General features: G+C 60.7%; 8 protein-coding genes. 3 read left to right on the forward strand and 5 right to left on the reverse strand.

The features are described 5' to 3' along the window. Window positions 1-3 precede the first annotated feature (3 nt). From PLJ71_02315 to PLJ71_02330, 4 genes are all read right to left on the reverse strand, one after another. Window positions 4-2,487 carry a PAS domain S-box protein gene (locus tag PLJ71_02315; protein HQM47488.1) on the reverse strand — a complete coding sequence of 828 codons (2,484 nt, stop codon included), beginning with the start codon at window positions 2,485-2,487 and terminating at the stop codon, window positions 4-6. Between the two features lie 338 nt (window positions 2,488-2,825). After that, window positions 2,826-5,423, reverse strand: a complete 2,598-nt coding sequence (gene clpB / locus PLJ71_02320) for an ATP-dependent chaperone ClpB (GenBank protein ID HQM47489.1) — start codon at window positions 5,421-5,423, stop codon at window positions 2,826-2,828. A 205-nt stretch (window positions 5,424-5,628) separates the two neighbouring features. Beyond that, on the reverse strand, window positions 5,629-6,351 hold the full coding sequence (locus PLJ71_02325) for a zinc metallopeptidase (GenBank protein ID HQM47490.1): 723 nt from the start codon (window positions 6,349-6,351) through the stop codon (window positions 5,629-5,631). Window positions 6,352-6,471: 120 nt separating this feature from the next. Next, window positions 6,472-6,702, reverse strand: a complete 231-nt coding sequence (locus PLJ71_02330; GenBank protein HQM47491.1) for a hypothetical protein — start codon at window positions 6,700-6,702, stop codon at window positions 6,472-6,474. 211 nt (window positions 6,703-6,913) lie between these two features. On the opposite strand from PLJ71_02330, the gene PLJ71_02335 reads away from it, so the two are divergent. The 3 genes from PLJ71_02335 (at window position 6,914) to PLJ71_02345 (ending at window position 11,192) form a co-directional block, all read left to right on the forward strand. After that, window positions 6,914-8,035, forward strand: coding sequence for a glycosyltransferase family 2 protein (locus PLJ71_02335; protein HQM47492.1), 1,122 nt, complete (start codon window positions 6,914-6,916; stop codon window positions 8,033-8,035). A 52-nt stretch (window positions 8,036-8,087) separates the two neighbouring features. Next, window positions 8,088-9,389 (forward strand): Gfo/Idh/MocA family oxidoreductase, encoded by a 1,302-nt coding sequence (locus PLJ71_02340; protein HQM47493.1) that lies wholly within the window; start codon window positions 8,088-8,090, stop codon window positions 9,387-9,389. A 324-nt stretch (window positions 9,390-9,713) separates the two neighbouring features. Further along, window positions 9,714-11,192, forward strand: coding sequence for a choice-of-anchor D domain-containing protein (locus tag PLJ71_02345; GenBank protein HQM47494.1), 1,479 nt, complete (start codon window positions 9,714-9,716; stop codon window positions 11,190-11,192). Here the strand turns inward: PLJ71_02345 and PLJ71_02350 are convergent. Beyond that, window positions 11,170-13,284: an NPCBM/NEW2 domain-containing protein gene (locus PLJ71_02350; GenBank protein HQM47495.1), complete on the reverse strand. Its 2,115-nt coding sequence runs from the start codon at window positions 13,282-13,284 to the stop codon at window positions 11,170-11,172. The two genes, PLJ71_02345 and PLJ71_02350, sit on opposite strands and share 23 nt — an antisense overlap. Between the last annotated feature and the right edge of the window lie 51 nt (window positions 13,285-13,335).

Raw genomic sequence — 13,335 nt, forward strand, 5'->3', positions numbered from 1 at the left:
AGCTTACTCCTTCTTGGCCAAGACTTCCGCGATCTTCGTGCGCAATTCCGTGGGCGTATAGGGCTTTTGCAGGAAGCCCGCCAATCCCAGCCCGTGGAACCGCTGCGCCACCTCGCGTTCATCATAGCCGCTTGTCAGGACCACCCGCGCGTCGGGGTTGACCGCGCGAATGCGATGAAAGGTCTCTTCGCCGTCCAGATGGGGCATCGTCAGGTCCAACAGGACCGCATCGATTGCGCGCGGCGTTTTCTGGTATTGCTGGAGGCCCTCGCAGCCGTCGGACGCCACGATTACGCGGTAGCCGGTACGCTCGAGCATCTCTTTGGCCACGAGACGGGCGGCTTCTTCATCGTCAATCACCAGAATTGTGGGGAGCGGTTTCGCCCCGTGGTCTGGCGCGTCCGCGTGCGCCGGAGACGTTCGCGCAAGCTGGCTGCACGGGAAGAGGACGCGAACAGTTGTTCCCTCGCCGAGCTTGGACTCGACTTTGACGGCGCCCCGGTGCCCGTGAATGATGCCTAATGCGGCTGCCAGACCAAGCCCCCGCCCCGTGAATTTGGTGGTGAAGAAGGGATCGAAAAGCATCGCCTTGGTTTCTTCGCTCATCCCGCAGCCCGTATCGGAGAGTTCGAAATACGCATAGTCTCCTTCGGGATGTTCTTCTTCCAGGTATGTCGAGGAGAGGTCGTCTTTAGCGCAATGCAGGAACCCCGTGCGCAGGGTGACGGTTCCGGGATGGTCTTCGAGTGCTTCCGATGCGTTCATTGCCAGATTGACAACGAGTTGGCGCAACTGTGCGGCGTCTCCCTCGATGAAGGGCACGTCCGGCGCCAGTTCGAAGACGATTTCGGCTTTTTTCGTAACGGCCGATTCCAGGAGCGGCCGCATATCCTCGAGGACCACATTCAGGTTGAGGGTCTCGATCACGAATCGTCCTTTGCCCGAGTAGGCGAGCATCTGCCTGGTGAGTTCGGCCGCGCGGCGCGCCGCCTTTTCAATCTGCGCGACATTCTTGCGGATCGGGACATTTTCCGCAAGTTCGTCGAGCACAATCGCGGCGTTGCCGAGCACGCCCATCAGCAGGTTGTTGAAGTCGTGTGCAATTCCGCCCGCCATAACCGCCAGGCTGTCCCGTTTCTGGGTTTGCTGAATCTGTGCCTCGAGTTGCCGCCGTTCCGATTCCATCCTTTTTTGCTGGGTGATATCGATGCCCACGTTGATGGCGCCTGCCGGAGCGCCATCGGTACCGATAATCGCCTTGCTGAACAAGGCAAGGGAGCGGAGCCGGCCCGACTTGGTCCGGATGTCGAACTGGATGTTGGCGGTGCTTTCGCCGCGCGCAATCTTGGCCATGACTTCCCGGGCGCGCTCCCGGTCCGCGGGGTCCGGGTATAGTTTCTCGGGAACGTTGCCGCTTCCGAGAATCTCCTCGCGCGGGTATTCGGTAATACGCTCGGCCGCGTTGTTCCAGACAAGGTACCGGCCGTTAAGGTCATGAACGCTCACGAGCACGTTGGCGTTTTCGATGATGGCTTCGCGCCACTGGTTCAGTTGGCGCACTTCCTCTTCCGCGCGTTTGCGGCTCGTTATGTCGCGGTTGCTTGCCCGCCGGCCGGCCCAATTGCCGTCTCTGTCGTATACGGGCTGGCTCACGTGGGATAGCCAATGCAATTGGCCCTCGGCGTCGATGATGCGGAAATCGAGCACAGCCGATTGTGCGCCATCAGGGGGACCGAAGGCGAACCCCCGCATCTTGTCACGGTCCTCGGGATGTACGATCTCCTCGATGAGCGGCGGCCGATCGTAAAACGCCTGGCTGCAGTATCCTGTGATGCGTTCGCAGGATGGAGAGACATAGAGCTGCCGGCCATCGGCGCCGATCCAGTATTCCCAATCGTAGGTGAAGTCCGCCAGTGTGCGGAACCGGTACTCGCTTTCGCGCAGGGCCGCCTCTGAATTCATCCGTTCCTGTACTTCTTTTTGAAGGCGTCTATTGGTTTCGAGAAGCTCGCGGGTGCGGAGGACGATGCGGTCTTCTAGCCGGCTGTGGGCCTCGTGCAGCACCTCCTCCACCTGCTTGCGCTCGGAAATGTCAGTCATCACGGTTACGAAACCGGTGAGCTTCTTCGCGGAGTCCAGGACGGCCGCCGTGTCCGCCAGGTAGACCCGGGTGATGCCGTTTCCGTCGCGAATCTGGATTTCCTGCCGGACGCGGGGGCTGCCTTCCTGATAAGTGTCGGGCGATTCATGAGACAGAAGCCGCAGGATTTCTTCCCCGACTGCATCACCGAGTTCGCACGGCCGCTGCCCTCTGATTCTTTCCCTGGGCAGTCCCAGGACCTTTTCACAGAAATGGCGGTTGCATTCCAGGAAGCGTCCCTCGGCGTCTTGGCAGGCAATGGCGCACGTCGCGCACTCGAGGAAATCAAAGAGCGGGGGCTTGCCGGCATTCTGTGGGGCGCGCCCATCACCGAATTCAGTCATCATCCTGCTCCGTAGGCATTTGATTCCCCGTTACACGGTGCTCTCATGCCACCCAACATCATCCGCAACACCGAACGCCTCAATTGTGCTTCATAGAAGGCGTATCACGCAAGAGATGCGCCATTTTTCGGCAATTGCGTCAAATTCTCGCTTCCAGGACGGCCATGCCCCGTTCCTTCCGTGGCCGGAACTGCCCAGGGCACTTTTTTGACCCGGATGAACAGGATAGGCGGGATAGGCCCGTGGGCGTGCGGGGACGCGTTCGGGCCGCCGGATTTGTCCTGGAGTGCAGGTTGGCGCCCTCCAGCAACGCCTGGCCTGGTGGGAGGCATCTTTGATGCTTACGCCGTTTTCGCGGGGACGTTCCGGAACGCGAACTCGCCATTCTTGACTTCCGCCACGACGTGAGCGCCTTCTTGCACGTGCCCCTGCAGGATTTCCAAGGCCAGGGGGTCAAGGATCATGCGCTGGATGACGCGTTTGAGAGGCCGGGCCCCGTAGACGGGGTCGTATCCTCGTTCGGCGAGCAGGTCGCGCGCCTGGGGCGAGAGTTCAAGGGTGATGCGCTTCTCGTACAGGCGTTTGGCCAGCCGTTTCAACTGCACATCGACGATTTTGCGGATGTGTTCCTTGCTCAAGGCATGGAATACCACGATGTCGTCCACGCGGTTGAGGAACTCGGGCCGGAAATGGTGGCGCAGCACACGCAGCACCTCTTCCGTCTTTTCTTCATGGGCATCCTCCGCACGGTTGAATATCTCGCTGCCCAGATTGGAGGTCATGATCACGACGGTGTTCTTGAAGTCGACCGTGCGCCCCTGGCTGTCGGTGATTCGCCCGTCATCCAAGAGCTGCAACAGAATATTGAACACCTCGGGATGAGCCTTCTCGATCTCGTCGAAGAGAATCACGCTGTAAGGGCGGCGGCGCACGGCTTCGGTGAGTTGGCCGCCTTCTTCGTGCCCGACGTAGCCGGGCGGGGCGCCAATAAGACGCGACACGGCGTGCTTCTCCATATACTCGGACATGTCGATGCGCACCATGGCGTTTTCGTCGTCAAACAACAGCTCGGCCAGTGAGCGCGCGAGTTCCGTCTTGCCCACGCCCGTGGGCCCGAGAAAGATGAACGAGCCGATGGGCCGCTCGGGTTCCTTCAAACCGGCGCGCGCGCGCCGCACCGCGTCGGACACTACCCGCACGCCTTCTTCCTGTCCGATGACCCGTTCGCCAAGACGCTCCTCCATCTTGAGCAGGCGAGCCATCTCGCCTTCCATCATCCGCGACACCGGGATATGCGTCCAATCCGATACGATCTCGGCTACATGCTCATCGGTGACTTCTTCGTTGAGGAAACTGCCGTTCTTCTGCAGCTCCTGCAGACGAGCGTTCTCCTGTCCGAGTTTCTTCTGCAGCTCCGGGATGGTCCCGTAGCGCAGCTTGGCAACGGTTTCGAGGTCGCCGGCGCGTTCGGCGATTTCCTGCTGGCGCTTGGCCTCTTCGATCTCTCCGTTGATGCGGCGTATCGCCTCTATCACTTGTTTTTCGGCCTGCCACTTGGCCTTTTTCGAGCTGATGTCTTCCTTCAGGTCGGCCATTTCGCGCTCGATGGCATCGCGCCGTTCCCGGCTGGCGGAGTCCTTTTCCTTCTTGAGCGCCAAGTGCTCGATTTCGAGCTGGCGCAGGCGCCGTTCCATCACGTCAATCTCGTAAGGCATACTGTCGACCTCGATCCGCAGGCGGGAGGTCGCTTCGTCAATCAGGTCAATGGCTTTATCAGGGAGAAAACGGCCGGATATGTAACGGTCGCTCAACGTTGCCGCTGCGACGAGAGCGGCGTCTTGAATACGCACGCCGTGGTGCACTTCGTACTTTTCCTTGATGCCGCGCAATATGGCGATGGTGCTTTCGACGTCCGGCTCCCCCACGAGCACCGGCTGAAACCGGCGTTCGAGTGCGGCGTCTTTCTCGATGTGTTTGCGGTATTCGTCAAGAGTGGTCGCTCCGATGCAATGCAACTCGCCCCGCGCAAGGGCGGGTTTCAGCATGTTCGAGGCGTCTACGGCGCCCTCGGCTGCGCCCGCGCCGACGAGCGTGTGCAGCTCGTCGATAAAGAGCACGATCTCGCCCTCGCGTTCCTGGACTTCCCGGAGCACTGCCTTCACCCGGTCCTCGAATTCGCCTCGGAACTTCGACCCGGCGATAAGGGCGCCAATGTCCAGTGCGGCGACCTGTTTGTTCTTGAGGTTTTCGGGAACGTCTCCGGCCACAATGCGTTGCGCCAAGCCCTCCACGATAGCCGTCTTGCCCACGCCGGGTTCGCCGATCAGGACGGGGTTGTTCTTTGTTCGGCGCGACAACACCTGGATCACGCGCCGGATCTCGGCATCGCGCCCGATAACAGGGTCAAGTTTCCCTGCGCGGGCCAGTTGGGTCAGGTCGCGGCTGTATTTTGCCAGAGCTTCGTACGTTGCCTCGGCATTGGGGTCGGTGACCCTCTGGGTGCCGCGCACCTGTTGCATGGCCGACAGCAGGTTCTCGTGGGTCGCGCCGTGGGCACGAAGCATTTCGCCCGCCGGATCCTCGCGCAAGGAGACCATCCCCAACAACATATGCTCTGTGCTAAGGTACAGATCTTTCAGGGATTGTGCTTCTTTCCAGGAGGCCTCGAGCATGCGGTTTGCGACGCCGCTCAGGCCTATCTGAGAGGCTGCTCCCGAAACCTTGGGCAAGGTCTGCAACCGCTGCTCGATAGCGGAGAGAATCTGCTCCGGGCGCACGCCCAGGCGCTGCAGGATTGACGGGGCTGTCCCCCCTTCCTGGCTCACAAGAGCGTTCAGGATGTGCAACGAGCCTATCTCGGGATGCCCATGCTGCGTCGCGGTGTCCATTGCTTCGGACAACGCCTCCTGGGCTTTGATGGTCAGTTTATCCAATCGCATTTGGCAACTCCTCTCCTCACGATGCGGCACTAACTCCTGGAGCAAGTGCAATGCGCGTGCCAACGCGGCCCATGGAAAACAGGCGATTTCGGAGAGACCAATCGGCTTGCGTGCTCCAATCCGGCACGAAACCGTTTCATTTTGCGACAAAAACAGACGCCCGGCTTCGGGCGCCGGGCGTCGTGCCAGGGGGCTTGCTTCGAGGTTATCGCCTGTTGGCGAGCAACAACATACGCACCAGTTGCAGAATCGCCATCGCGGTCGAGGCTACGTAGGTCATGGCAGCGGCTGTGAGCACTTTGCGCGCTCCGCCGAGTTCGTCCTCGGAGAGGTATCCTCCGCTGGCCAAAGCTTTCATAGCGCGGCGGCTGGCATTGAACTCGACGGGCAGGGTCAAAACCGTGAATCCTACGGCTGCCGCGAACAGCAGGATCGCGATCTGCATGATGGTCTGGCCCGTGCCGGGGCCCAGAAACATCCCGATGACGAAGATGGGGAAGGCCAAGGTGGAGCCGATAGCGCTCACGGGGTACACGAAGTTGCGGGCCATCATCGGCGCATACCCGTGGGCATGCTGGATGGCGTGACCGACTTCATGGGCGGCAATTCCCAACGCCGCCACGCTCTGCCCGTAATAAATGTCTTGCGACAGCCTCAAGGTGCGGGCACGCGGGTCGTAGTGGTCGGTAAGCGTCCCCTCGATGGGTTCGAGAGCCACTCCGTCGCCGCGGCCCCAACCGGTCCCGGCGACACCTACGTTCGCATCGAGCAGGATGCGTTGGGCCACCTCAGCGCCGGTCAACCCCTGTCGGTTGCCCACCCGGGCGTACTTGGCATAAGTGGATTTGACCTTCCACTGGGCCCACACCGCGAAGAGCAGCGCCGGAATCACCAGGATGAACGTTGGGTCATGAAACATTGGAAACATCATGGTTCGATCTCCTGAGCGCCTCATTTGAGGCGCGAACGTGCGATTCTGACCTCATTGCTTAGGACAAGCATATTCCATGCCAGTAGGATAATCAACGCGCTACGCGTTCAGGCGCCATCAAAAACCGCCTTCCGGGGCCGGGTGGTCGTCTTCGGGATACAAGCCGCCGATGTTGCAGATGGCTGCGGCCACGGTGAGCGTCCGGGATGGCGCCAATAGTTGGCTTTGGCTTGAGACGGTTGGCGGGGATGGGCGGTAATTGAGCAGCAGGAGGGTCACCGCAGCCAATAGCAGCACGGCGAAGACAATGCCCACAATCCAGAGGAAAACCTGCAAGAATCGCTTCATCCTGCCATCCAGTCACATCGCAGACCTTTATATTGGGGACGGACAATGAACTCTAATGCTTTCGAGAGGCAGATTCAACCGCGCCGCATGCACCGGGCATTTGACGCGATCTCAACAAAGGGCGTAGACTCCCGCAAAGCAAGGTATTCTCAGGGGTTGTATGATGGGGGCTTATGGCTCGCGCCAGTTTGAAGGTGGAGATGCCGGCAGCATGACAGCGAGCGCACAGTCTGCTCCGTTCCCTTCGGTGTCGGTCGTGGTGCCGACCTACATGGAAGCGGATAACATCCCCTTGTTGGTGGACCGTGTCTCCCGCGTGCGCGATGAGCGCCACCTGGACCTTGAGCTGCTGATCATGGACGACGACAGCAATGACGGTATTGAGGCAGTGGTCCACGGCCTCGAAAAACCATGGGTCCGTCTGGTGGTCCGCAAGGAGAATCGCGGGTTGAGCCCGGCGGTTCTGGACGGGATGCGGCTGGCAAAGAACGATATACTGGTTTGCATGGATGCGGACCTGAGCCATCCGCCGGAAGCCATCCCGGAACTCCTTGAGGCCCTTTCCCAAGACTATGATTTTGCCATCGGGTCGCGATATGTGGAAGATGGTTCCACCGACGAGAGCTGGGGCCTGTTCCGTTGGCTGAACAGCCGCGTGGCCACACTGCTGGCGCGCCCGTTTACCCGGGCCCAAGACCCGCTGAGCGGCTTTTTCGCTTTGCGGCGCGCGACCTTCGAGGCCGCGCAGGACCTCAATCCCATTGGATACAAGATTGGACTCGAGCTGATTGTGAAGGCGCGGTGCGAGTTTATCAAGGAGGTACCGATCCGCTTTTCAGACCGCAAGCTGGGGGAGAGCAAACTCACGTTTGCCGAGCAACTGCGGTACCTTCAACATCTGCGGCGCCTGTTCATCTACCGGTACGGTGGATGGGCGCACTTCATGCAGTTCGCGGTCGTGGGCGGGATGGGGACGCTTGTCAACCTGGCGGTACTGACGCTTCTGCACCTCGTGCGCGTTCCGTTGAACATTTGCGTAGCCGCGGCCATTCTGACGGCGATGGTGTTCAATTTTGGCTTGAACCGCCGCTTCACTTTTTCGTATGCGCGGGACGGGTCAATTGCGCGCCAGTTCCTGGGTTTTGCGGGGGCGAGCAGCCTCGGGGCGCTGATTAATTACGCAGTGACACTGCTGTTTATACACCAGTGGGCTATAATGGAACGCGTCCCTCAACTGGCGGCGCTGGTGGGCATTGCGGCGGGGATGGCGATCAACTTTGGGATCAGCCGGCACTTGGTGTTTCGGAAGCCGAGCCCCCCGGACCCTACATAATGGTCTCGATGGGCGGCCAATCCAGGAACGTCCAGGAAGGAGGAGTCTGAAGATGGCGTCAAAGGTGAGTCGCAGACGGTTTGTGCAAACGGGTACTCTGGCGGCGGCCGGGGCGGTTTCCGCTCTGGTCTCCTCGCGCGCCGTGGGCGCCAACGAGCGCATTCGGCTGGGCTTCATCGGCGTCGCCAACCGCGGGGGGCAGTTGCTCGAACGTACGACGCCGTTCGGCGACGTCGAAGTCACGGCGCTCTGCGACGTATACCGTCCGACGATCGAAGAATGGGCGGCGAAAGTCCCGAACAAGGTCGCGCTTTACGGCGACTACCGGAAGATGCTCGAGACTGAGAAACTCGACGCGGTAGTTATCGCGACGCCGGACCACTGGCACGCCCTGCAGATGATTCATGCATGCGAGGCCGGGCTCGATGTGTACGTCGAGAAACCGCTTTCGATCACCATCTACGAGGGGCGCCGAATGGTCGAGGCGGCACGGCGGACCAGGCGCGTTGTGCAGGTCGGCATTCAACGGCGCTCCTGCGAGACGCTCATGAAGGTCCGCGACTTCGTGCAATCCGGCAAGATCGGTCCGGTTGTTGTGGGACGTTGCTGCCGTGTGAGCAACATGTGGCCGGACGGCATCGGAAGTCCTCCGGACAGCGAGCCGCCTGCCGGGCTGGACTGGGACATGTGGCTGGGGCCGAGGGCGTACCGACCGTTCAATCCCGCTATCGCTCCGTATAAATTCCGCTGGCATAAGGATTTCTCGTCGCAGCTAGCCAACTGGGGGGTGCATTACTTTGACGCTTTTCGCATGGCTCTTGGCGAAGAGGTGCCGACGTCCATCTGCGCCATGGGCGGCCGGTACCTGCTCAATGACGCGCGAACCATTCCGGATACCATGGAAGCTATCTTCGAGTTCCCCTCGAAACGAATGGTCCACTTCAGCCAGTACGAGACCAGCAGCAATCCGATTCTTCGTTCGGGGATGGTCGAGTTTCGCGGGACCGTCGGGACCCTCTATTATGAGGGCGCGAATTTCGTGGTCGTCCCTGAATTCGGCGGGCAGTTCCAGGACCGCGAGAGGCGGATGGCGCCGGTGGAGGAGAAGGGCTCGGTCGGCGACCCGACTGCCCAACATATCCGCAATTTTCTGGACTGCGTGAAGTCTCGCAACGACCCCAATTGCACCATCGAAGAGGGGCACAAATCCACCACTCTCGCGTTGTTGGGCAATATCTCGCTAGAGGTGGGAACCCGGCTCGAATGGGACCCCGCCGTTGAACGCGTTACGAATCACCCGCAAGCCAATGACTTGCTCCATTACGAGTACCGAGAGCCTTGGAAACTGGGGTAAGGCCGGGATGTCAGATTTCGCACGTGTGAGAGCGGCCTCCAATCGCGGGAGTTTCCCCTTCTTAGCAGTTTGCTTGTTTTTCGCATTCTGTTGCCGCGGGTAGAAATATTTCTTCCCGAAGCAACACGCAAGCGGGTGGAAGTGTATAATTGATAGAGATTTGGGATGTGGGCGGCGAAATACCCGGACGGCGGCTCTTTTTGATAGAATGAGGAGAAGTGCGGAAGGAGATGGTGACGCTCTGCGTCCGGGAGAGTAAGATATAAGGGCATTACGTGCTTCAGTTAGTGGGGCGGTATTTTGGAGGTCTGCTTGGGAAAGGCCATGAAGCTGATGAAAGTAGAATACACATTTCGATTGAACGGCTATCTGTTGGGGACGCTCCTGATGCTTTGCCTGATTTCCCTGTCGGCGTTGGGTCAGAACCTGCTGGTGAATCCAAGCGCCGAGACCGGGGACCTGAGCGGCTGGAGCACGAGCGGGCCCGGCTGGAGCGCAGGCCCCGACCCGCAACCGTCCGGCGTTCTTGGGGGTGGCCGCGATGGCTGCGCCGTGTTCTTCACGGACGACGATTGGTGTACGCGAAGCCAGACCGTTAGCCTGTTGGCCCTCGGGTACACTGCGACGGAGTTGGACGCCGTGCCCAAGATCACGTTTTCAGAGTGGTTCCGCGGGTTTTCGACTCATTTCATACCCAATTACGCGGATAAGGCTTACTTACATGTAGAATTGCGCAAAACGGAGAATGGAGACCCCGTAGTTTCATACGATTCAGGCGAGTTCACCACCAGCGGCACGTGGGAGCAGAAAACCGGCACGTTCAGCGGTTACGGCGCCGGTGTGCGATATGTTTATTGGGAGGATGGCGGGAAGGGCGCGGAGACAACCTCCGGTTCCACGGATGGCCCGGTATTGGATGAAGCGCTTCTCACCATTGCTGTCTCGCGGGCTACCCCGAAGTTGGTTGTCAGCAGAACCACCATCGATTTTGGGGCATTTTCGCGTTCGGGGGAATGGTCGCCTCCCCAAACGGTGACGATCACAAATACCGGCACTGTGGCGATGGCGGTCAATTTCTGCATTTGCGCGGGTGATTATGTTAGTTTTGCGCTGAAGAATGCCCCCGCGAATGATCCGATTGTTCCGGGCGGCAGCCTTCCTCTTAGCGTGGTATTCAGCCCGTTCCAGCTGGGGACGCGCTCGGCCACGTTGCGGGTCTATTCGGATGATCCAGGAAATCCAACGAAATCAATCACGCTTCGGGGTTTCGGAGCACCGGTATGCACGGGTATTACCCGATTGGATGATTCTCCAACAAGCGAGACGACGGTGCGTTTCAAGGTGAGTTTCAGCGACGGCGTGGTGGGAGTGGACAGCAGCGACTTTGTCATCGTGGAATCGGGGGTGACCGGGTCGTCACTTTCGGGCGTTGCACAAGGCGACGCCGATGGCAAGGACTGGATTGTGACGGTGGCGTTCGGCAGGGGACGGGGAACCGTGGGCATCAACCTTGTGGACAACAACACCATTGTTGCGGTCCTTTACGAGGTCGAGTACCCGTTGGGCGGGGCTGGCTCGGGAAACGGCAATTTTACGGGCGGGGAGACCTATCAGTTTCTCGGAGCGGCGTCGCCTGACATCGACAGCAGCGGCGCGGTCAATGCCCGGGATATACAGCTGGTCATCAATGAAGTGCTTGAGCCGGGTTCGGCGCCTCCGGGGATGGATACGGACGTGGACGGCAATGGGTCAACCGGGGCTGAAGACGTGCAGTTGGTGACTAACGCAGCGCTGGACAGGTAGGTCCTCCCGCCGGACAAGAGCCTTCGTATCGACGCCGCAGCACTGCCATCGCGGCGGCGTCTTTCATGGGCACGCCTATCTTGAGTAAGACGCATCCCCGAGCGGGCACATTCAGGGCGAAAGCTTCCGTGTACTCGCCCAAATCTTTCCTGCGCCACAGGTCGCGGACCGGATGAGGGCCTGGGGGGAGTCCGGCGCCGGCCCACGATACGTATACGCGCCGGGGCCCCGTCCTTGGGTCGAAATTGAAGAGGCCCACGGCACGGGTCCCGTCCCACAGGGGGCGAATCCAGACCTCGGTTGATGGGTCATTCGCCGGGAGCACGCGCCGAACGGGCGCTCCGAGTGGGTCTTGATGAATCGCGATCACCTCGGGGTTCTTGAGAAGCGCCAGGGTGAAAGAGTCCAATTGGCTCACGTCGCACCCGAGGAACATGGGGGAGGGGAGCAAGGCCCAGAGGGTGACGTGCGTCTGCTGTTCCCGCTCGTTGAGTTGTGTGTTGCGCAGTTCCTTCCCCCACCCAAGTTTGCCTAGGACCATCATATCGGCATCGTTCCAGTGGCCGGGCCGCGCGAACCGGGCGGGTTCGGCGGCTGCCAGGGCGTTGTGGAGCATGCCGGGCCAGGTATCGTCAATGTCCCGGCTTGTGCGCCAAAGATTGCCCTGAATATCCGGGTGGGCCGCCCATTGCCAGACGTTTGCTTCGCCGTACTGGCAAATGGCGTAGACCATATCACGGCCGCCGTCATCAATGGCTTGGCGCATGAGACGATAGGGGCGCATAAACATCTCCGGACCTTGGCCATCGGCCACGCCGCTGTAGGAGCACCAATCATATTTGAGGAGGTCCATTCCCCACGCAGCGAAGGTCCGGGCATCCTGAAATTCATGTTCATAGCTGCCTTCGTATCCGGCGCAGGTTGTGCGGCCCGGGGATGCGTAGATGCCCGCTTTCAGCCCCGCGTTGTGGAGGTATCGGACGAGGCCGGGCATGTCCGGGAACTTGTCGTTGGGAATGATGGCGCCGTTGGCTTGGCGTCCACCAGCCCATCCATCATCGATGCACACGTACTGGAACCCGTAGTCGGCAAGGCGTGATGCGAGGAGGGCGTCAGCGGCTGCTCGGACTTTCGCATCGTCCACCGTTTCGCCCCATGCGTTCCAGGAATTCCAGCCCATGGGCGGGGTCAAAGCGAGGGAATACGGCGCGGCGACAAGCAGCATGGTTTGGCGGCTTCCGCCATGCTTGTTTCGGGCGCGTAACTTGAGGGTCCAAAGGCCGGCCTTCTCGAGGACGCCGGTGATAATCCCGGTGTCCGCATTCACCGTTAGCCCCGGGGGCAGACCACGGGCTGTCGCGGAGATGGGCAACTCCCCGCCGCATGGAATCCGAAACAGAAACGGCCGGCCGGGAGTTGCGCCCAATACGCGGGGCGCGTTGATTTCGGGCGCTTGGGGCTGGCGGCAGGCGATTTCTGGAGTTTCCACGGGCGGGGGGGCCACAATTCGCGGCGGTTCCGAGGCGTTCGGGTCGAGGAACAACAGAGCGCCCGCCCAGTTTGCGTGGTCGAGGTGGATGCCGTCTTCGGTCGGGTCCACGATAAGCGTCAGGCGGCTGGCCGATTCGAGTTTCACGTCGGCGAGAAGGGGTGTGTCGCCGCCCCGTAGGACGGGGCTTCTCCAACGGAGCGAATCATCCGCCCACAGCTCGAAGATGGCCGACCCGTTTGGCCCGGCCTCGTCATCAATGCCAACCATGGCCACGAACCGGTTGGTTCCCCCGTGGAGCTCGATGTGGCATTCGCTGAAGGCGTGGGTCCCCAAGCCGTGAAGATAGCGCGTGCCGCCCAGTCGCATCTCGTTTTGCCCTACGGACCGGCCTGCCCTGGGCTGGCCCCAGTCTTGCCGCGCGTGGGCAACGTCGAGAGCATCGAGCCATATGGCCCCTGTTGGGGCATGCTCACCTTCGAGAAATAGCGCCACCGGGGCGGGCACAGCACGCGGCGCAACAAGCAGCAGGAGACCGAGAACCGCACGGACACCGCAGGCGGGGACCAGGCCCGGAAACCGGGGTGTGTGTCGTTTGCACATAGCCGCCAAATGTAAAAGCCGGGCGGACGCGAAGTCCAGCCCGGCCTCTGA

This window comes from Candidatus Hydrogenedentota bacterium (genome assembly GCA_035416745.1).
In the GTDB taxonomy this organism is placed as follows: Bacteria; Hydrogenedentota; Hydrogenedentia; order Hydrogenedentales; family SLHB01; genus UBA2224.